The organism is Bartonella sp. AA83SXKL (assembly GCF_042196965.1).
Lineage (GTDB): Bacteria > Pseudomonadota > Alphaproteobacteria > Rhizobiales > Rhizobiaceae > Bartonella.
On record NZ_JBHIRG010000009.1, the window covers coordinates 61053 to 81628 of the forward strand.

A 20576-nucleotide genomic window follows, 5' to 3' on the forward strand; every position below is an offset into this window, starting at 1 on the left:
TGATTTTTATAAAAAGGGGTTGAGAGTTTGTGAAGAAGAAATATATGCGGATTGGTTGGAATTAAGCGGGATTATGTCTTGAAATAGGCGATAGAAAAAATTGATCTTCATAAATGCTTTTATTCCAGATATGGAGTACCACCTTGGCGATAGAGTGAAGTTGGAGGGCACATAAAGGTTATCAAGGTAGATGATGCAGATTATAGCTTACTTCATATTGGTGCACTAGCTTTATTGGGTGATGTTGCAACCTTACAATCTTATTACCAAATTTTCAGTACAGAGGATCATTTAGGCTTTGATGAAAATACCTAACAGATTCATTTTGAACGTGCATTGGCTTTAGTCAAAGAAGTAGTCAAATCTAAGCAACTCAGCTACGCTTTCATTGCAAAAGTAGTAAAAAATATGAACCATCTGGAAGAAAAACAAAGTTCTTAATAAGAGCTTTCCAGAGAGGTGGAGTTTCATTCTTGGAAGGAAAAAATAGCTAAATTTATCGAAACAAAAGCTAAGGAATAGCTCCTTAAGAAATATCAAGAAGATCTAAAAAGATTATAGGAGCCAGAGTCTGGTTTAAAGATGCCATCATCAGTTGAGTGAACTCAACAATGGTGGAGTTTTATCCATTGGCGGAAATCTGATGTTTGAAAGAGGCTTTCTTGATGTGAAGGTAATATTGTAATAAATAATTATTATAAATCAATATGTTGTATATATTCATTGTTTTGAGATTAATGACCATTGACAAATAATTTTGCACCATTTTCTCTCTTCCAGCTTTTCGTCAATCATCAATGAAAATTTTTTATAATGGAAAGTTCATTGATAATATAACTTTTGTATGTCATTATTTTACGCTTAGAAAAAATATAAAAATAATGAAATGCAATTGAGTTATCAGCTGCTTATTCTTTTCAATTTTTAATCATAAAAAAATCTTTTTATTCATTTTGCTTATAAAAAGAATTAGCTTTTTTCTGGTGATACAAGTGGAGAAATAAGGATTTTAGATATGTTTCTGCGTTCCATTTCAATCACTTTAAAGTGTAAACCATCAGTTTCAAAGCTTTCTCCCTCATTTGGTAAATGACCAAACTGCCAAAGCATAAAGCCTGCCAGAGTCGTATAACGATCTGCTTCATCCACAAGGTTACGCCCAAGATAACCACTTAAACGGCGTATATCAGCATATCCCTCAACAAGAAGACTGCCATTTTCAAGTTGTTCTGCGATCATGAGTTCTTCATCGTCATCAGGAAAGTCTCCTGCAATAGCTTCAAGAATATCGGTTGGTGTTGCAATTCCTTCAAAAGATCCATGCTCATCAACAATAATTGCAAGCTGAATCGAAGAATGACGTAATTGCTCCATCAATCGTAAAACACTTGTGTTTTCATGAACAACGAGGGGTTCTCGCATAGCTTTTTTCCAATTAATCTTTTTTCCCTCAGCCAAATTCAAAAGAAGATCTTTTGTCAATGCAACGCCAACAAATTCATCCACTTTTTCACGCGCAAGAATTAAGCGGCTATGTTTAACCTTTTGTAATTCTTCACGCATTTCATTTTCATCAGCATTTAAATCTAACCACTCAATTTCATTACGCGGCGACATGATAGAGCGAACAGGGCGATCAGCTAAATCGAGAACACCACGAATCATCTCCTTTTCTTCTGGTCTAAACAACTCAGAAGCTGCGGCCTGTTCAGCAATAACATCTACAGTCTCAGCAAGGTGACTATCTTTGCTTCCTCCTCCTAAGAGCCTCAAAACAGCATCAGCTGTTCTACTGCGTAGATCATTCGTTTTAATCATTTTTTCACGGTTACGACGTCCAATTTGATTAAAAGCTTCGATAAGAACAGAAAAACCAATAGCAGCATACAAATACCCTTTTGGAATATGAAAACCAAATCCTTCAACAATGAGAGTAAAACCAATCATCATCAAAAAACCAAGACAAAGGATTACAATAGTGGGATGACGATTAATAAAACGCATAAGAGCACCAGATCCGCACATCATTACTCCCATAGCAGCTATGACTGCGATATACATAACTGCTGCCTGCTCTTTTGCAATCATACCTGTTGCGGTAATAATACTGTCTAGTGAAAAAACGGCATCCAGCACCACGACTTGGACGATTACTTGCCAAAAAACAGCATAACCAACGCCTGTTTTTCTTTCATGTGATACTCCTTCTAACCTTTCATGTAATTCTAGCGTTCCCTTTGCGAGCAAAAAGGCTCCACCACCGATTAAAATAAAGCTATGCCAACTAAATACAAAAGATGAAAGTGAAAGAATTACTCTATCGAGTCTCATAACCCATCCAATAACGGTAAGAAGAAAAAGCCGCATAATTAATGCTAAAGTAAGACCTATAAAGCGTGCGCGGTCACGCAAATGCAGTGGCAATTTTTCAGCTAAAATTGCAATAAAGATAAGGTTATCTATTCCTAAAACAATTTCGAGAAAAACCAGCGTGATCAAACCAAACCACGCATGGGGATCAGTGATCCATTCCATCATTCCTTACCTTTTAGAAGCTTAAAAGCGCGCGATTGACAAAAAAAATTCATAGGCTTTTGTTCGTATATTGGATCATGAACATTGAATGTAAAAAACTTATATTCAAAGAAAAAAACAGCACAATATTGCTTGAATGCATGTGATTTTTGATAAAACAAAATGATGCCCCATCCCGCTTACAACCACAAGAAGGTTCCTCTAATTTTCGCTCGGGCATTATGCTCGATAATCCTCTAACTATAGGTTCTGTATAACAATCAGAACATTTATTTATAAAGCTTCTTATAATGGGTTTATTTTTATATAAGATCAAGTGGTGAATATCATATTTTTAACCTTACAGACAATGAGTTTATATAACAAACAACAAAATATCTGGACATCTATCCTTAGGAGCGTTATAGAAACGCTCATTCTCGTCTTTTGAGAAGCTTATGGGTGATTAGCTCAGTCGGTAGAGCAGCTGACTCTTAATCAGCGGGTCGTGGGTTCGATCCCCTCATCACCCACCATTTTATTTTATACCGTAAATAACTTATTGATTGCGTAATTTTTTTTAAGGTATGAGTTGCTAAATAAAATTGGGCAGTAGGATTTCCCCATATCTGTTTGTTTAAAAGTGAAGATTGTTGATATAGCTTAGTCATCGGTTTTTGTACTTTTTAGGGGACTCAAAGAACTTCCAAAGGACATTTAAAGATCTTTTAATGCGTATTGTTTCTTTTTTTTTAAGTTGCAATTGGTAAGGAGAAGCTTCTTACCGACAATTGTGTTATTTAAAGGGGTATAAAAATCAACAGTTTTCACTTCTTTTAATATAAATTGATTAAAATTTTTTTGGATTTTTAGCATATTGTTTAAAGACAGAAGAAACTTTACACTTTAGTTGTGTCAGCAGCGTGGATATTTTTTGATAACTCTCCCGCTTAAACAAAAAACTTCTGTAATAATCATCAGTATTCCAAGAGGGCAAATCAAGATAAAATAAAGTAGTTATCTGGACATACAAAGTAGTTATATGGATATACAAGTAATAAAATTAGATCAGTTTAATTGTTTAAAGCTAATACCTGTTAAACGAAAGACAATAAACTTTAATGAGGCTTAAAGTTTTAAAATATTAAGCTGTGTGGTTTTACGCTATGCTGTCTTTCCGTTAGCTAAACCTCTAAAAATATAAATATTAAGAAAGCCACTCAGATTCATTATAATATATTGATTTATAAAGAATTGATTATTCTTTGTTTGAAAAAACTTTACTATCATAAACTTCTTTTGTTTCAATCCCTCTTATAATAAATTAATTAAAATCATTCATTTGTGCATCATAAATGGGATTAACGTGTGGATAAAGACTATTGAAGAAAGGCATAAAAATAATTCTTATTAATGTTCTTAAGTGCTAAAAGTTATCATAACATTGGAAAAATAGTATAATGGCGCAGGCTTGCTCTTTTATTAAGTATAAAGATGTTGGTGCAACAATAGCTTTACTATTATACCATTTACGGGTATTGTTGTGTAATGGAGAAGAGCGTTGAGAGAGGTTTCTTAAAAAAGATATGTAAATTGGTAACACGATGGTGTTTTGTTCTTTTATAGGTACATAAAAAAGAAGTCATTGATAGCCTTTTATTTATTCAGGTGGTGTTTTGGGGGCTCTTTTCCAATATTGTTGCGCCTCAAAAATGACGACCACAAATAATGAAAGGATGAGGGGTATAATCAAATAAAACATTCTAAAGACAATAAGTGCTGCAATAACATCGGTTGGATTTATATTGGGCATGCCTGTTATGAAGAGAGCTTCAAGAACTCCTACTCCTCCTGCTGGAGCATTAGAGAGAAGAGTTATCGTAAAAGATGCTAGGAAAACACCAAGAACAGAGATAAAATGAATATCTGCGTTATGTGGGAGAACAGCATATATAATTCCTGCTGCTCCTAAAAGCTCTAGAGGGCTAATGAGAAGCTGTTGAATAACAATTTTCAGTCGTGGATAGGAAAGTTGAATTTTCTTCCCCAAGCGTAAGGGTTTTAACTGAAGCCAGCTGCCAAACGTATAAAGTGCTATACAGCTGAGTAAAATTGCTCCAGCCGTTGTTCCGAGCCATTCAGGAAGTTCTTTATGAATGAGGGTGATAATTTCGGGTTGCAGCACCAAAACGATTCCCAAAAGTAAGATTGTGCCGATTACAAAAGTAAAAGAGCAAAAACCTACTAATATTGCGATTTCTGTTCCGTTTAATCCTTTCATTTTATAGGCGCGATAGCGTACAACGGCACCAGAAAAAACTGAAGCACCGATATTGTGTGAAAGAGCGTAGGTTGTAAATGAACATATAGCGATAAAAATCCAAGAAATTTTATGGCCTAGATGTTGCAAGGCAATTCGATCATATCCAGCAAGAGCAGCATAAGCTAGGAGAGAACATAAACAGGCTAATAACCAATGCTGTGCATTTAAATTGCTCAAGCGCTCCAATACATCCCCAAATGAAATGGCAGAGAGCTTCATGTAAAGAATTCGAATAGATACCAGCATTGCTAAGATACCAATCAATGGCCATATAAATTGCTTTATTTTCACGATTCTGTATCCATTTTATGTTTTCTGTAAATTTTCATGATTGAGCATATTCCTTACAGATCTTCGTTCTGTTATATACTCTATAATGCCATTGGCAATTTCTTCATCATCTGTTACTACAACATCAGCACCTAAATCAATGAGATATGTTGTCTCTGTGTCGGATAATGCATGTGTGATTATCTGGATATCTTTCTTCATATCACGGATATTCACGATACATTCTCCTACTTCAATGGTACTTCGCATTGTAATAACAACTTTATGTGCATTATTTATATTTGCTGCGTTCATTATTTCTTGTTGAATGATATTGCCGCAAATAGCCTCAAAGCCATCTGCAATCGCTTTATCAGAGAGGCGTTTTGATTCTTCTACGATCACTATAGGTTCACCTTTATTTATTAAAGATAATGCAACACACTTACCGATACGACCATAGCCAATAATTACGATATGGTTGTTTTTTAAGGTCATCGGTAAAAAATCTTGGTCAGGATCTTGTGGATCAATATCAATAATTGTTTGGGTATTTTGTGAAGATGCAGAATTTTTTTCTAGACGTTTTTTAATTTTATTACAGGCAATGAAAACAAGAGGATTGAGCAAAATAGAAAAAATTGCTCCTCCAAGAATTAAATCATGAGCGTCATTGTTTAAAAGTCCTAAGCTTAAACTTAAACCAGCAAGGATAAAGGAAAATTCTCCGATTTGGGCAAGGCTTGCAGAAATAGTCAAAGCTGTTGCATTAGAATAGCGAAAAGCTTTAACGATGAAAAAGGCAACAGCAGATTTTCCGATTACGATAATGAATAAGGTTGCTAAGAGAGGGAAAAAATGAGTTAAGAGTTTCTCGGGGTCAAATAACATGCCTACAGAAACAAAAAAGAGAACAGAAAAAGCATCGCGCAGTGGTAAAGATTCTTCCGCGGCACGGTGGCTTAATTCTGATTCGCTCATGACCATACCAGCAAAAAAAGCACCAAGAGAAAGAGAAACTCCAAATAAATGAGCGGCTCCGAAAGCTACTCCTAATGCAATAGCAAAGACGCTAAGACGAAATAATTCACGTGATCCCGATTGTGCGCTCATTTTTAAAAGCCATGGGATAACGCGTCGCCCAATGACGAGCATAAGTGCAATAAATACAATTACTTTTAGGATGGTGAGACCAAAAATACCCCAAATACTTAAATCCAACCATTGAACAAGAGGATCCAACGCTTCTTTTTTGGTATTGCTGAGGGCACTTGCCAAGGAAGGGATGAGGACAAGTATAAGGACCATTGCTAAATCCTCAATAATCAACCATCCAACGGCAATGCGTCCTTTTTCTGTTTCAATAAGATGACGCTCTTGCAAAGCACGTAGCAGGATAACGGTACTTGCTATGGATAAAGCAAGACCGAAGATCAAACTACCACTAAAGCCCCATCCCATAATCAGACCAAGGCACAAACCTAGAAAAGTAGAAAATGCCATTTGTGCAATAGCAGCGGGGACAGCAATAGCTTTGACAGATAAAAGGTCTTTTAATGAAAAGTGGAGCCCAACACCAAACATCAGCAAAATAATACCAATTTCAGCAAGTTGATTAATGATGACGGAATCTATTTTAAATCCGCCTGTATTGGGTCCCACAATAACACCAGCTAACAAATAGCCTACAAGTGGTGAAATACGTAAACGGCTAGCAATCATTCCCAAGAGAAATGCTAAACATAAGCCTGCAACAATAGTTGTGATAAGTGGTGTGTCGTGGAGCATGGATTATTTACTATTCTTGATCAAAAAGCGAATGAATGAAAACGACTATATTTCTATGAGAAGAGAGGCGAGATGTACCATACGCATTAAAGGGCATTTTTATTTCACTTTGATATTTGCACGATTATTTCGCTCACGCCACCAATTTCCTAGCAGGAGTAAAATAGGAGCAGCAATAAAGATAGAGGATGATGTTGCAATAATAATCCCAAAGACCATGGGTAATGCAAAATTATGAACAGCACTTCCACCCCATATCGCCATGGGGAGCATCGCAAGAATTGTTGTGGCTGATGTAAAAAAACAACGTACCAGAACCTGATTAATGGACAGATCAATCAGTTCGCGCAACGGCATTTTTTTATAAAGACGCATATTTTCGCGCATCCTATCATAGACGACAACTTTATCATTTATAGAATATCCAACAATTGTTAAGAGTGCGGCGATAGCCGTTAAATTAAAATCAAATTGAAATAAAGCAAAAAAGCCAATCATTTTTGTGGTGTCTAGAATGAGAGTGATAATTGCTCCAATGGCAAAGAACCACTCGAAGCGTAACCATATATAGAGAGACATGGCAATAGCCGCAAGAATAACAGCAGTAAAAGCAGCTGTGGCAAGCTCACCTGAAATTTTGGGACCAACAATTTCTATTTGATCGAATGTGGTATCGGGATAGATATTTTGTACAGCTGTTTTGACCTTATCAATGGCGGTGGTTTGTTGTGCTTCGCCACCGCTTTGTTTCTGCATGCGAATTAATACGGTATTTTCGTTATCAATATTTTGCAAGGTAATTTCACCAATATTAAGAGTAGAAAGCTTGGAACGCAGAGTTGCTAGATCTGCTGGTCCTTTCGTGGTAATACTCATTTGGCTTCCGCCAATGAAATCAATACCAAAATTCAATCCAGGCTTAAAAAAGAGAAAAACTGAAGCCATTGATAAAACAATTGAGACGCCAATACCAATGAAACGTGCTTTCATAAAGTGGAAAGTTGTGTTTTGTGACATGATGTTGAAAGCAGAGTGAATATGCAATTTTTTAATTTTCCATTTACGAACGATCCAAATCATGATGATGCGTACAATGGTGATATTTGTAAACATGGAGATGATAATACCAAGCAACATTGTTACGGCAAAACCACGAACGGGGCCGGTCCCGAACCAAAATAGTAAGACGGTCGCTATAATTGCTGTAACATTTGCATCAACAATGGTTGCAAAAGCGTGTTTAAATCCACGATCTAGGGCTGCAAAAGCACCCACACCTTTTCGACTTTCTTCACGGATACGTTCATTGATAAGGATATTAGCATCAACGGCAATACCGATACCTAAAATAATACCAGCAATACCAGGCAGCGTAAGCGTAGCTCCCAAAAGACTCAGTGCAGCAAATGTTAAAATTGTATGCAGAGCTAGCGCTATATTGGCAATTAATCCCCAAATACGATAGAGAAGAAAAATAAAAATTGCAACAAGAATAAAGCCAATTATGCCGGTGTAAAGTCCCATTTGGATGGCATCAGCACCAAGATTTGGACCTACAGTTCTCTCTTCAATGACCGTGAGTGGTGCGGGGAGGGAACCAGCACGAAGCAGAGCAGCCAGAGTTGAGGCTTCTTTGGGGTCAAAGTTTCCTGTAATTTGACCTTGTCCATTGGGAATGACGCTATTGATGGTCGGAGCGGTTAAAACCTTATTATCCAGAACAATGGCAAAAGGACGGTTAATATTTTGTCGTGTTATATCAGCAAATATTTTTGCGCCAGCGGAATCTAGCGTAAATGAAATAATGGAACGTCCTGGTATTTGGGGGTCAAAACCTGCACGGGCATCTTTCAGGACATTTCCATCTAAAGAAATTTGATCATAAATTGCATAATGTTGTGTTGCATCAGTGTATCCAGGGAGAATAGAAACACCTATAGGGGGATTATTGGGGTCCACATTAGAAGGAACAAGATGAAAACTCATCTTAGCGGTTGTTCCTAAAAGATCACGCAGTTGTTTTGGATCTTGTAGTCCAGGCAATTGGACCATAATACGATCATTTCCAACCTTTTGGATGGCTGGTTCTGAAACACCAACTTGATCTATACGACGACGGATGATTTCTAAGCTTTGTTCAATAGCATTGCTGACACGGTCTTTTATACCAGCTTCTGTTAATGTGACGCGGAGAGTTTCATTTTGAGCACTGATCGTGATGTTATGTTCTGTTGTGCCAAAGCTACTGTGTATGGGGGTTATTAATGTTTTCAAAGCAGAGAGTGCTTTTTCAGTTTGCGATGGGTCAGAAATAAGGGCAATAACGCTATCTTCAACGATACGCACACTTGAGGTGCGGATTTGTTTTTCACGCAATACATTGCGCACATTGCTTAAAACTATATGTAACTGATCGCGTTTTAACGTTTTGCTATCAACCTCGAGCAGGAGAGAAGAGCCTCCTTGAAGGTCAAGACCAAGTGCTACACGGGTGTCGGGTAAGAATTTCGAGTTTTTAACTTGTTCGTGTGAAAATAAATTGGGTAAGGCAACATAAATGCTGCTTAAAAGAATAAAACAATAAAGGGTAGTTAACCAACCAGGTGTACGCATGATATATTCCGTAAATAGGCAATCTAACAGTTATTCAAAGTTAAAAGCACAAGTAAAATAAGATGATCGTTTTTATATTCAAGGAAGAGAATTAAGTGTGTTCATTGGGAGGAGCGCGTTTATTTGAGAAATATTGTGTTTTAACGTTACGAAATCGTGTGTCAACAGCTGGAATCCTTATTAAAAAGAAATCCAATGTTAGGATTTTTTGAAAGGTCCTCATAAAAATAGATTCTGTATGGAGTGTTACAAGTTTTTTGTTTTCAGTTGTGGTAACATTCACATGATCACATTTATGATGTAAATCAAATCTATTCGTTTTAATGACGTTATTGGTGTGTGATTGTTTGATTAAATAAGCACGCGTTTCTAGGTTGCTCGTCAAGAATACACCTAAACTGGATAGAAAAATCCAGGTTGTCAAAGGAAGAAAATCTTCTTTTTTGCAATAAAGGTGCAAAAAAAACATGCTAGAGTGCCTTCTTTAATCTTATTGAGTTCAGCTTATTTATCATTCTTTTATCTTATTATCAGTATTATAGGATAAGGGAAAGCTTTTATAAGATTATTCTATAAAAGTTGAAAATATCTACTTTATACCATATTTAAAAGAGAGAAATAAAATCCCTTTTGTGCTCATAAGGTAGATATGTATTCATTTTGTAGAAAAAACATCCACATACTTTTCCTTCTTTTGGGGATTATCTTTGTATTTAATTCTGGTGCATGGGGTAATAGGGGGGCACAAAATACAATTGTCGAACAAACGATAGCTTCTTATTCAGTTGATGAAATTATTCAGCAACAACAGTTGATTATTGAGACTCTTGAAGAAAATACTGAAACTTTAAAAAGAGATTTTGACAGAAAGCCAGAAGATGAGCGTGCTTTAGAAGAATTACGGTTACGTGCACAAGATATCAGTGAACGTGCTATTGAGGCAGCATTTGTTTTGCGTCCTCCTCTTAATGAGATTAATACACTTCTTGATCAATTAATGGAGCTCCATCGTGACGTGAAAAAACTGAAAAGCTCAGTGAAGGAATATTCCTACTTGATAGAGCAAAAAGCTAAAATTAACAGTATCATGCTTCGTTTTGAAGCAATTTTCTTAGCGGCAAATAGAATAGCTGAACTTTCTATTTCTCAATCTCGGGAGCTTTTTAAACGCACGCTTACGTATAGGCTTGAGTTTTCGATGCCGATGGTTAAACATCTCGCCCAAAAAACAAAAGAGGCTTCATCAGATTTTCTTGTGTTGTTAAATTCTTGGTGGAATTTTATATTTTACTTCAAGTTTTTACAACTATTTCTTTGCTTTTTAATTCCACTTTTTATTACTTTGGGACTTTCGTATTTTTCTCAAAAAGTTCTTGTTCATGTGTATTGCCACTTTACGAAGTCTAATGAGGAAATATCTTATTTACAACGCTTATTGATCGCCTTTATTTCAGTTCTCTTACCTTCACTTGTATGTATTCTTTGCGTTTATCTTGTGTTGTTTTTGTTTCGTAGTTTTAACTTAGATCCAGGTAAACTTACAACAGTTTTTGATATGATAGGTTGTCAAATTATTTTATTATTTTTAATCAATCGATTAGCTGTTGTTCTTCTATCATCGAATAGGCCCCATGTGCGTCTTCTCAGTATTGCACCATCGTCTGCTTATCAATTAGTGATTTTACTCACGTCTTTAGGGGGTATTTTGGCATTTGACGCTGTTCTTGATAGTATTTATCAAATCATTTCAGCGCCTCTATCTTTGACAATTGCTAAAAGTTTTATTGCTGTTTTTCTTGTAGCGATATTGCTATTTATAATATCATTTGTACCTTTGCGGTTTAGACGTAGGCGTGTTCAAGAAGAAAAAAAAGAGCCATACTTTTGGCCATTTTATATACGCATTCCTCTTATTGGCTTGGGGTTACTGCTCTTTGTATTGAATTTTTTAGGTTATGTTGGACTTGCGCGTTTTATTACGCAGCAAATTATGATTGATGGAGCATTTTTAGTTCTCATGTATTTAGGAATACAAAGCGCTCAAGCACTTGGAACTAAAGACCAATTTATGAAAACAACGGTTGGTCATCTTTTGATGCAGAGGTTTCATTTAGAAGAAAAAACGATGAATCAATTGGGAGTTTTTATGAGCGTTTTTCTCAATTTATTTGTTGTTATATTTTGTGCAATGCCAATTGCTGTACAGTTTGGATTTTCCTATTCTGATTTAAAAGCAGTTTTGTGGCAATCGGTGACCGGTTTTCAGATTGGAAATATTAGTCTTTCTTTGATTTCTCTTGTAACAGGAATTATTTCTTTTTGTGTTTGCTGGTTTCTTATTCACCGATTTATTGGTTGGTTAGATAATGTGGTGTTGGTTCATGGAGAGTTCGATTCTGGTATACGTAATTCTATCAAAACAGTGATAAGTTATGGAGGCGTTGTTGTATCTGCTTTGACCGGATTATCAATGGCAGGTTTGGATCTTAGAAATTTCGCTCTTATTGCTGGAGGACTTTCACTTGGTATAGGTTTTGGTTTACAGAATATTGTCCAAAACTTTGTCTCTGGACTTATTATTTTAGTTGGAAGACCATTTAAAATAGGAGACTATATAGAATCTGGATCAGTAGGGGGGGTTGTTAAGCGTATTAGTGTGCGTGCAACGGAACTTGAGACCATTCAGCGTAAGACGATTATTATTCCCAATTCAAGCCTTATTAATAACAACGTTAGTAATTGGACACGACGTAATAAAGTAGGACGAATTGATATACCAGTTACTGTATCATCTAAGGTTGCTCCAGAGCATGTTGCTGAAATTTTGTTAGAGATTGCTTCTGCGACAGAAGGCGTTTTAAAAAATCCTATCCCACAGGTAAGTTTTACAGCATTTGATCGTAAGAGTTTTTCCTTTAATTTGGCTATTTATGTGCCTAATATTACCTTATCTTCTCATGTAACCAATGCTCTTCGATTTAGCCTATATAAGCGTTTTGCTGAGGAAGGAATCTTAGAATGCTAAAATATACTTATATTTTGATTACAGTTATTCTATTAAGTATTTCTACCATAACAGCTTTTGCTGCAACAGTGAAGAATAATGATTTAAAGATACAATCTCTTATTGTTGTTGAAGGAAGTATACCTTCAAAAATTTCTTTAAATACTCATCAAAAAATTACAATTTGTATGAAGGGATGTTTTATAACTTTTCCTAATAAAGACCGTTTTGCAATAAAGGCAGATGATATTATAGAAATCAGTAGGGGAAGAGCAATTTTTAAATAAAATGATTGAGAATTTTTGTTTGGGGACAAGATTTAGAAGGATAATGATATTGTCGTATTAATAATCTCATCCTTTAGAAAATGGTAAAAAAAAGTATGATTTTAGTATAAAATGGATGTTTTTTTATACTATGTAGAATCTACAGTATGCATTTTGGATGTAAGAATATTGAGGTATTTATAATATTGTTAATGAACATCAATTCTCTAAAAATAATTACATCATTTTTAGATTTTTTTCATTAAAAAGGCATAAAATATACTATTTTGTGATTTTTTTTTTGCGGTATTTTTGATACAAAATGTTTTATATTTCATCCTTTTAAAAATATAATAGGTATTTTTATTAAATATTTATTATTTAAAGTATTCATTATTCTAATATTTTAAAATTTATTTGATAATATTAAATTTTGGTGTAATGATATATTATTATAGTGATAAATTTAAATGTAAATATAAAGGAGTAAATGCAATTTTACAGCATAAGATTTTATAAAACTTTGTTTTTCTAAATGTGATTTTTGATTATATTTAAATTTAGCAATGGGGTATAATTTTATGAATACAAAATTTATAACAGCATCTGTTTTTTCTTTGATTTCACCTTCTATAGTACAGGCTGCAGATGTGGTGGCTCACGAAGAGCCATTACATGTTGCCTCAGAAGTTGTTGCTTCTTCACCTTTTTCTTGGGCAGGTTTTTATTTCGGGGGGCAAGTTGGTGGCTTTTCAAGTAAGACTTCTGCAATAACGCGTGATGTTGATATTCCTCTCTATCCCGATGAGGAGAGTAAAAGTAAACCATGGGTGCCTGTCGAGAAGCAGTATATGCCTGAGCTTTCTGGATTTATAGGTGGTTTTTATGCGGGTGTTAATTTTGATCTCGGTAATAATTTTATTGTGGGGATTGATACGGATATGCTTTTAACGGAAAAAAAGGATACAAAAACAAGATTTCAGGCTGATGAAACGAGTGCAGGTGGTCCTAACACTGGTGGATCGGGCACTGAAGGATCGGGCACTGAAGGATCGGGTACTGATACTGAGGAATTAGGTACAGAAGGAAAAAGTCGAAAAAAGGCAAAACTTGTCAGAAGACAGGGTAGAGACTTTTCTCGCTCTTCTGCAGAGGATAAAGAAGAGAAAGACAGTTTAACGTTTAATCATACGTTAAAACAAAAATGGACAGGTGCTACACGGGTGCGTGTTGGGTTTTCTGCGGGGCATGTGATGCCTTATATTGCTGGTGGTGTTGCTTATGGACAGTTTCAAGATATTTTGTCGACAGTAATTACGGGAGGTGAGCCATTTAATAGGACATCGGATGTAACAAAAACGATGATTGGTTATACTCTCGGTGGTGGTGTTGATTTTGCAATGACAGATCATCTTGTTGTGCGTGCGGAATATCGTTACTCAGATTTTGGTAAAAGGAAATTTAAAGACGAGATTGAAGTTAAGTATAAGACGAATGATTTTCGCGCAGGAATAGCTTACAAATTCTAATTTTGTAGGATAAAGGAGCTTAAATTTAAGAGGTCCTATTTCTTCGATAGGGCCTTTATTTTTTAATTTTATGCATTGTAAACACTATTTTATGGTGAAAAAAGGGGGGCTTTGACTTTGAGTGAGAATGAGGAGGTAAGGAAGAGTTACTCAGATTCTTAATTGTTAAGAATAAAAAATTTTTAGTTCACGAGGTGTGGTTGAAACATTTGTTGGCAAAGAAGGATTGCTTCGTCTTTCATATTATTACAGTTATCACTTTATAATACCGTTATAGAGTTGCAAACAGTAAACTTAAAGAGAGTTTTTACTATCTAAGTAATGAGAAAATAAAAAAAATTCACATAGAGTGGTGCGGACGGCGTGCACGTTTGTGCAACAATTTTTTCTTCCCTTAGAACTCTCTAGAATATCACCTGATAGCACAGTTTATCTTTTTTCTATTTAATAACTAATTGTTTTTATTTTATTTTATTTATTAAATTGCCTTTTATATATAATCTTGGTACCAGATGAAAGTGCTCCAAGTGTAATTCAAAAGGTGTTTTTAAAAAGGTGGTTCGAAGAACGTGATAGACTGTCTGTCTTATCTGTAAAAAATCTATCTAAAGGAAAATATGCTGACAGAGCTGGTTTATGGCTTATCAAAACTACACCAGATCAAGGATGATGGTTTTTTAGGTTTGACCTCAATAAAAGACGACGAGAAATGGGATTAGGCTCTTGTCGCTATGTATCTTTAAAAGAAGCACTGTTCAAAGCTTTAGCTTATCGTGATCTTTTAGATCAAAGAATTGACCCGATTCGCCGAAAACAAAAAGAAAATTTGCGTCGAGCAGGGGGGATTTCTTTACGAGAAATTGCCTCTAGTGCTTTTGAAGCGAAAAAAAACGAATTGAAAAATGAAGGAAAAGCAGCAAGCTGGTTAACACCTCTTGAGTTACATGTTTTTCCTAAACTTGGTGATACGCCAATCATTGAACTGACGCAAATTGATATAAAAGGATGCATTTCTCCCATTTGGAAGACAAAAAACGAAACAGCAAGTAAAGCTCTATCCCGCTTGAATATAGCTATAAAACATGCGGCGGCACTTGGTATAGATGTGGATATGCAATTAAAAGTAAAAGCTTTATTAGAAAAGTTTATTCAAAATACCCAAAATATTCCAGCTATGCCATGGAAAGAAATGCCTAAGTTTTTTCAATCTTAAAATGATGAGCTTGTATCACATCTAGCTTTAAAACTTCTTATTTTGACGGTTTTTTGTTTTATACCAATCAGGCATATTCGATCAGAAGAGATTTATGGATCAATATGGATTATCTCAAAAGAAAATATGAAGAGAATTGTTGGAAAGGTTTCTGATTTTCATGTGCCGCTTACAGCTGAAGCGCTTGCTGTTATTGAAAAAGCAAAAAATAGAAAAAATGGTTTTTTATTTGCTGAGAGTTTTGAAAAGCCTATATCTGATGTAGCACTTTCTAAATTCATGAAAGACAAAGGTTTTGATTATAGACTTCATGGTTTCAGATCGATTCTGTGGGACTGGATAGCAGAGACAACGTCAGCACCATTTGAAATTGCAGAATCTGTTCTTGCGTATTCAGTTGGGAATTCAGTGACAAAGGCTTACATGCGGACGGATTTTTTAGAATAGCGCCGTGCCCTCTTAGAACAATGGGCGTCTTTTATATCCGAAGAGGCTTGATAATTGTTATGTCTATTGTCGCGTCAGGTGTCTAAGAAACACTTAAGCGATTAGCGGATAGATTACGATATAATCTCTCTTTCCTCGCTTTAAAAGCGGGGAGGGGGTAAAGCTTTCAGTTTTTGGTTAGCCACTGTTTAAAATGTGCAAAGACATTGTCTATTGCATCCATAAGACGAGCAAAATAAAGGATAACCATAAAAGAGGGATGAATGCCATCCATTTTATCAAGCGAGACATCATTTTCACGCTTTTGTAGGTCATGATGATTTCTTGAAGTATTTCTTTTTCTGCTTCTGTAAGCTCTATATCGTCTTGTGTTTTTTTTCTAGCCATGTTTCCACCCACACAAGCGTTCACCTAGATTATTTTGCTTTAAGATCTCTCTTGCTAAGTTTGAACTGATGGTGTTCAGATCTTTCTTGTCTAAATAAATTGGCAACCAGCCAACACAAGAAGAAGCATATTTATTTGTTGCGCAACCAGTCAGAGAGAGCAGCACGCACATCAGCATCACTTTTTTGATTAACTTCACTTTCCACCTCCAGCCGTGTTATGGCTGCTTTTAAAGCTTTTTCTGTTTGCTTTTGTTGCTCTGCTTTTTTCCCAAGAGTAAAAGCTCTTGCTAAAATCATAAAAAAAGCGGCTAAAGCCGCACCTGTTACCATCAGATTTTTTTTCATCCATAAGATCATAGGCGGTGCTCCTGAAAGCGTTTAGCAACAAAGAAAATACCAGCACATGCGGCTAAAACCATAATGGTTGCCAAAGCCCATTGGATTGGTTCATTTCCTGCTAACAAACCACCAAGTCCAGAAAAAGAGCCAATAATCGGTGCAAGGGCTTCGGCTTTGAAAATCCCCGTTGATGCTTGCGTTTCTACTGTTTGATAATTGGAGGAAACAAAAACCCCTTTCGCCCATAAGCCTGTTTCTGCCGCACGCCGGTGTGTGAGACCTTCAAGACGTTTTCCGCCTGCTTTGGTCCATTTCTGTAGCTCGGCAGGGACGGCTTCATATTCACCTTGATTGAGATTTTTTAACAGTGTCGAGTTACAAAAGGCTCTTGTTAGTTGACGCTATTTCTAAAAATGATTGACTAGGATTAATAATGATACTATCATTGGTTATGAGTAATAAAGTTGAAAAAATAATCAGCTTGATGAAAGCATCACCAAAGAACATTAAGTTTTCAGATTTGTTGGCTGTATGTGTCTATTTCTTTGGAGAACCACGGAACAATGGTACAAGCCACTTTGTTTTTAAAACACCGTGGCTTGGTGATCCTCGTGTGAATATTCAAAAAGATTCTAGTAACAAAGCAAAAGCTTATCAAGTCAAACAAATCTTACAAGCGATAGAAAGGATGAAACATGAACAATAATCATTATACATATCGTGTTTTGTGGTCGCAAGAAGATGAGGAATATGTCGGATTGTGTGCAGAATTCCCATCCCTTTCATGGTTAGATGCTCAAGCAGAGAAAGCTTTAAAAGGCATTATGGACCTTGTTTCAGAAGTTGTGGAGGACATGCAACATAATGGAGAAGAAGTTCCTGTGCCTTTGTCACATGGTAAATACAGTGGTAAGTTTCAATTAAGAATACCACCAGAACTCCATAGAAAACTTGCAATACAAGCCGCTGAAAATGGTGTGAGTTTAAACAGATACATTTCTTCTAAACTTTGAATTTTTTAAAATTCTATACACATCAAAAGAAATTTAATTTTTATGAAAACCTCTAAATTAAAACAAATGCCCGTTTTTAAGACGGATGAAGAAGCAGAAAACTTTGTTGATACTGCAGATCTTACAGATTATGACTTAACTAGTTTTAAACCCGTTCATTTTGAGTTCTTACCTAAAGAAGTCTCTTGACTACCTCCCCACCTTTAACGATAGGGAGGGGAGTTTTGTTTTTAAGTTAAGCAACCTTTTTAATGGGGCTCTCGAAATTTGGTTCATAAGCGCGTAACAAAGAATCCATGCTATGCGGTAACTCTGAATCTCCAAAATCTGTAAGAATTGCTAAAATCTTCGTAATATTTGGAACCTCATTTTGAAGTTTTAAAATCAAAGCTTTTTCCACCATGCCCATAATCTCAATTATGGCAGTGCAATCCTCATCTCCAATGCTTTGATGATTAGAAAACTGAAACAATACCATCCACAAATCGCATAGGAAGTTGGTATCTATCTTCATTGTACACCCCCATGGATTTGTTCTCTCAAACATGCCAATCCTTTTGGTGTGATTTTCGTTGAAGGCAGCACCTTTTCTGTACCATCCGGTCTTTGAATGGTGATAGCGGGACAATCCATGAATCCTTTCTTGATTTTATCCTGATAAGGTAACAGAGGCGCCCCTGGAGCCCGTCGATAGACCCAATCATTTTGTCGCAAGTAATCGGTTAAATCCTTAGGTCGTACTTCCAACATCTTTGCTGCTTCGATAAGCCAAACAGACCATCAGAACGCTTTAAACCTTCTAAAGCTTCTGCTTTTGGTGCTAATTCAGCAATCACATGATCTTTCTGCTCAATTTGACTTTGTAAGTGATTTAAAACACCAAGCAATGCTTCGGGTTTGGAGTAGTCAACTTGTGGTGTTGCTACTTGTTTCAAAAGCCGTTCACATTTGATAAAGTATAAACGAGCTTCTCTACCTTTCTTATTGTTCTCAAGCATAGAAAGCTTTTTAGCTACATTTAGTGTAAGATAATATTCTTTTAACACTACATTTTGACGTTCGCTAGTTTTGGCGAGCGTTAAAATATAATCTATTCCCTCTTCTAAATTGTATTTGATAATACGGTCTTTAATCCAATTGGAAAAGTCTCGTTTTGCCTCTAAGAATGCGTGCAATTCACGCGCATTAACAGTTTGAACAGTTTCCTGATCAATAACCTGTTCTGATATTTCTATAAGTGTGTTCATAATGAACTCCTAGTTGTTAGAGGTTTCTTAATGACACTCTAAAAGAGTGCCGGGCGCTAAGAAACACGGCAACTAGCCCGTCGTTATGCTTTCCCCGAAAGGGTATTATATGGCATAACCACACCCGACAATATTATTATATGCATGTAGCATACAATGAGTCAAAGCTTTTAAATTGCGGAAAACGAGTTATTTCGGCAACCAATCCGCTAGTTGTTTTAAGGTGTTTCTTAGGCACATGATTCGATTATTCATATCCTTATGATGATGTCAAGCATTAATATCACTTTTTTATAAAATATATGGTACGTCTTTACTTTATTTGTCGATTCACTCTAAATTCACCAGCATTATTTTTTATTTATAGCGGAGGGGAAAATAATGCTCGACATACTTGATACAATTGCAATGATAGTGTGCTTGTTATCATTACCAGTGATGATTGTCGGACTCGTTTTAATATGTATAAAGAAATGGCGGAAAAACGGACTGAAAACTCTTGGTATTGGAGTTTTATTATTTCTCGGCTCTGCAATATTAGGTGCGTTTTTTTTCCACAAAAATGAACCAGATCAAGTTGCAGACAATAACGAGATTGTTACCTCCTCCTCGACTTCGTCAATAGATGTTGCTACTCAAAACGAAAGCGTGACTCAGGTACCAGCTGAGGATACTGATAAGCAAATTACCCCCACTCAAGTTAACAAACCAGACAAAGATGATGGATTAGGCTTTTGGGGATGGTTTTGGTTAATTTTCTTTGCGTTTTTTGCGTTTTCCATTTTCGCTTATTGGCAAGATAAACGCAAAAAACGTTTTGAAGAGAAAGTTCCAGAACAGGCTTCAATGTCGCTCCCTCCTGCACATCCTTCTTCTGATTTCTCAGTTGTTAATAAAACGTTTCCAGCAATTGAAAACGAACGGTGGGAAAAGGGGATCAAGATTTTTCTCCTTTGTGCTCTATTGATTGGGGGCATAGTAGCAATAATAAGTATTTCACCATGGTTATTAGTAGCCATTATTATTGTTTTACTTTTGGTGATCGCTCACTACTCTGAAAAGAAAAAAGTAAAACTTTTTGAAGAACAAGTTGCAATGTTGCTACCGGATATTAAAGTGTCTAGTTTTTCTGAAGCGTGTAAAATGTTTCAAGAGCTTGACGCAAGCGAATATGAATATCGTTTAGCACACAATGAAAAATTGTTGGGAGTTCAAGAACGCGTTTTCTTTGATATTAATAAAAAGATCCCACTTAGAGGACGTCTTTTGGTAACCGATCAAGCCATTGTATTTGAAAGTCCTGAAAAGAATGAACGAACCACTTGGACACGAATTGCATCAGTAGCTATAACATACCATGAATGCCAAATCAGTCTCCGTACCGGCATACCACGGAATTACCGATTCACTGCTTTTTCAAGTCCAAGGTTTACAGCAGTAATTCGAGTTCTGGGACAGTTTTATTGATTTTTAAACACACAAGATAAAGATACGTTCATTGTTTTAGCTCCCGCAAGATAAGCTTATACATACCGGATTCTGAAGCTTGGACATCTGTGACCACGAAGTGTTCTTGAGAAGAGGGGGCTTTGTTGTTTTCAGGAGAGAGGACCACAATACT

At 36.0% G+C, this 20576-nt stretch carries 15 protein-coding genes, 1 tRNA gene and 4 pseudogenes; 10 read left to right on the top strand and 10 right to left on the bottom strand.

What is annotated here, in order from left to right; translation table 11 throughout:
* Window positions 1-216: 216 nt before the first annotated feature.
* Entirely contained in the window at window positions 217-315 is a 99-nt protein-coding gene (locus tag ACFINO_RS05965; protein WP_375632822.1) for a hypothetical protein, read from the top strand.
* A gap of 654 nt (window positions 316-969) precedes the next feature.
* Here ACFINO_RS05965 and ACFINO_RS05970 read toward each other — a convergent pair.
* Entirely contained in the window at window positions 970-2538 is a 1569-nt protein-coding gene (locus ACFINO_RS05970; RefSeq protein WP_375612149.1) for a TerC family protein, read from the bottom strand.
* 436 nt (window positions 2539-2974) lie between these two features.
* Here ACFINO_RS05970 and ACFINO_RS05975 point away from each other — a divergent pair.
* Window positions 2975-3050, top strand: a tRNA-Lys gene (locus ACFINO_RS05975).
* A gap of 1124 nt (window positions 3051-4174) precedes the next feature.
* On the opposite strand, the gene ACFINO_RS05980 is transcribed toward ACFINO_RS05975, so the two are convergent.
* The 4 genes from ACFINO_RS05980 to ACFINO_RS05995 form a co-directional block, all read right to left on the bottom strand.
* A complete protein-coding gene (locus ACFINO_RS05980) occupies window positions 4175-5128 on the bottom strand; it encodes a YbhN family protein (protein ID WP_375613484.1) in 954 nt (317 codons plus the stop codon).
* A gap of 15 nt (window positions 5129-5143) precedes the next feature.
* Window positions 5144-6895 (bottom strand): YbaL family putative K(+) efflux transporter, encoded by a 1752-nt coding sequence (gene ybaL, locus ACFINO_RS05985; RefSeq protein WP_375655243.1) that lies wholly within the window; start codon window positions 6893-6895, stop codon window positions 5144-5146.
* 99 nt (window positions 6896-6994) lie between these two features.
* On the bottom strand, window positions 6995-9508 hold the full coding sequence (gene secD / locus ACFINO_RS05990) for a protein translocase subunit SecD (RefSeq protein ID WP_375643189.1): 2514 nt from the start codon (window positions 9506-9508) through the stop codon (window positions 6995-6997).
* Window positions 9509-9599: 91 nt separating this feature from the next.
* On the bottom strand, window positions 9600-9977 hold the full coding sequence (locus ACFINO_RS05995; protein ID WP_375618656.1) for a hypothetical protein: 378 nt from the start codon (window positions 9975-9977) through the stop codon (window positions 9600-9602).
* A 180-nt stretch (window positions 9978-10157) separates the two neighbouring features.
* Between ACFINO_RS05995 and ACFINO_RS06000 the strand changes: the two genes are divergently transcribed.
* The 4 genes and pseudogenes from ACFINO_RS06000 to ACFINO_RS06015 all read left to right on the top strand — a co-directional run bounded on the left by ACFINO_RS06000 (window position 10158) and on the right by ACFINO_RS06015 (window position 15967).
* Window positions 10158-12533: a mechanosensitive ion channel domain-containing protein gene (locus ACFINO_RS06000; RefSeq protein WP_375643192.1), complete on the top strand. Its 2376-nt coding sequence runs from the start codon at window positions 10158-10160 to the stop codon at window positions 12531-12533.
* A complete protein-coding gene (locus tag ACFINO_RS06005; protein ID WP_375643196.1) occupies window positions 12527-12799 on the top strand; it encodes a hypothetical protein in 273 nt (90 codons plus the stop codon). The genes ACFINO_RS06000 and ACFINO_RS06005 overlap by 7 nt, the downstream gene beginning before the upstream one ends.
* A gap of 560 nt (window positions 12800-13359) precedes the next feature.
* The gene (locus tag ACFINO_RS06010) at window positions 13360-14307 is read left to right on the top strand and encodes an outer membrane protein (protein ID WP_375655244.1); all 948 of its coding nucleotides are present in this window, start codon (window positions 13360-13362) and stop codon (window positions 14305-14307) included.
* A 541-nt stretch (window positions 14308-14848) separates the two neighbouring features.
* Window positions 14849-15967 (top strand): annotated as a pseudogene (locus ACFINO_RS06015) (tyrosine-type recombinase/integrase).
* A 166-nt stretch (window positions 15968-16133) separates the two neighbouring features.
* Here ACFINO_RS06015 and ACFINO_RS06020 read toward each other — a convergent pair.
* The 3 genes and pseudogenes from ACFINO_RS06020 to ACFINO_RS06030 all read right to left on the bottom strand — a co-directional run.
* A pseudogene (locus tag ACFINO_RS06020) lies at window positions 16134-16354 on the bottom strand (hypothetical protein).
* 131 nt (window positions 16355-16485) lie between these two features.
* Window positions 16486-16713 (bottom strand): hypothetical protein, encoded by a 228-nt coding sequence (locus ACFINO_RS06025; RefSeq protein WP_375635006.1) that lies wholly within the window; start codon window positions 16711-16713, stop codon window positions 16486-16488.
* Window positions 16710-17087: pseudogene (locus tag ACFINO_RS06030) on the bottom strand (glycoside hydrolase family protein); the annotation flags it as partial. The gene ACFINO_RS06025 and the pseudogene ACFINO_RS06030, both read right to left, overlap by 4 nt.
* A gap of 41 nt (window positions 17088-17128) precedes the next feature.
* Between ACFINO_RS06030 and ACFINO_RS06035 the strand changes: the two are divergent.
* The 3 genes from ACFINO_RS06035 to ACFINO_RS06045 are packed head-to-tail and all read left to right on the top strand — an operon-like array spanning window position 17129 to window position 17897.
* The gene (locus tag ACFINO_RS06035; RefSeq protein ID WP_375633831.1) at window positions 17129-17401 is read left to right on the top strand and encodes a toxin HicA; all 273 of its coding nucleotides are present in this window, start codon (window positions 17129-17131) and stop codon (window positions 17399-17401) included.
* Window positions 17391-17708 (top strand): type II toxin-antitoxin system HicB family antitoxin, encoded by a 318-nt coding sequence (locus tag ACFINO_RS06040; protein WP_004856761.1) that lies wholly within the window; start codon window positions 17391-17393, stop codon window positions 17706-17708. The genes ACFINO_RS06035 and ACFINO_RS06040 overlap by 11 nt, the downstream gene beginning before the upstream one ends.
* A 42-nt stretch (window positions 17709-17750) precedes the next feature.
* Window positions 17751-17897: a CopG family antitoxin gene (locus ACFINO_RS06045; protein ID WP_375637094.1), complete on the top strand. Its 147-nt coding sequence runs from the start codon at window positions 17751-17753 to the stop codon at window positions 17895-17897.
* A gap of 46 nt (window positions 17898-17943) precedes the next feature.
* Here ACFINO_RS06045 and ACFINO_RS06050 read toward each other — a convergent pair whose 3' ends face one another.
* Both ACFINO_RS06050 and ACFINO_RS06055 read right to left on the bottom strand, forming a co-directional pair.
* Window positions 17944-18222 carry a hypothetical protein gene (locus tag ACFINO_RS06050; protein ID WP_375655245.1) on the bottom strand — a complete coding sequence of 93 codons (279 nt, stop codon included), beginning with the start codon at window positions 18220-18222 and terminating at the stop codon, window positions 17944-17946.
* Window positions 18219-18955: pseudogene (locus tag ACFINO_RS06055) on the bottom strand (antA/AntB antirepressor family protein). Before ACFINO_RS06055 ends, ACFINO_RS06050 begins: the two are co-directional and overlap by 4 nt.
* Before the next feature lie 381 nt (window positions 18956-19336).
* Between ACFINO_RS06055 and ACFINO_RS06060 the strand changes: the two are divergent.
* Window positions 19337-20422, top strand: a complete 1086-nt coding sequence (locus ACFINO_RS06060) for a hypothetical protein (RefSeq protein ID WP_375655246.1) — start codon at window positions 19337-19339, stop codon at window positions 20420-20422.
* Window positions 20423-20576 lie beyond the last annotated feature (154 nt).

Bases quoted from the DNA above. Each gene is read 5' to 3' on its own strand.
- ACFINO_RS05970 (WP_375612149.1), bottom strand. From the start codon at position 2,538: ATGATGGAATGGATCACTGATCCCCATGCGTGGTTTGGTTTGATCACG.
- ybaL (WP_375655243.1), bottom strand. From the start codon at position 6,895: ATGCTCCACGACACACCACTTATCACAACTATTGTTGCAGGCTTATGT.
- secD (WP_375643189.1), bottom strand. From the start codon at position 9,508: ATGCGTACACCTGGTTGGTTAACTACCCTTTATTGTTTTATTCTTTTA.
- ACFINO_RS05995 (WP_375618656.1), bottom strand. From the start codon at position 9,977: ATGTTTTTTTTGCACCTTTATTGCAAAAAAGAAGATTTTCTTCCTTTG.
- ACFINO_RS06000 (WP_375643192.1), top strand. From the start codon at position 10,158: ATGTATTCATTTTGTAGAAAAAACATCCACATACTTTTCCTTCTTTTG.
- ACFINO_RS06005 (WP_375643196.1), top strand. From the start codon at position 12,527: ATGCTAAAATATACTTATATTTTGATTACAGTTATTCTATTAAGTATT.
- ACFINO_RS06010 (WP_375655244.1), top strand. From the start codon at position 13,360: ATGAATACAAAATTTATAACAGCATCTGTTTTTTCTTTGATTTCACCT.
- ACFINO_RS06025 (WP_375635006.1), bottom strand. From the start codon at position 16,713: ATGATCTTATGGATGAAAAAAAATCTGATGGTAACAGGTGCGGCTTTA.
- ACFINO_RS06035 (WP_375633831.1), top strand. From the start codon at position 17,129: ATGATACTATCATTGGTTATGAGTAATAAAGTTGAAAAAATAATCAGC.
- ACFINO_RS06040 (WP_004856761.1), top strand. From the start codon at position 17,391: ATGAACAATAATCATTATACATATCGTGTTTTGTGGTCGCAAGAAGAT.
- ACFINO_RS06045 (WP_375637094.1), top strand. From the start codon at position 17,751: ATGAAAACCTCTAAATTAAAACAAATGCCCGTTTTTAAGACGGATGAA.
- ACFINO_RS06050 (WP_375655245.1), bottom strand. From the start codon at position 18,222: ATGAAGATAGATACCAACTTCCTATGCGATTTGTGGATGGTATTGTTT.
- ACFINO_RS06060 (WP_375655246.1), top strand. From the start codon at position 19,337: ATGCTCGACATACTTGATACAATTGCAATGATAGTGTGCTTGTTATCA.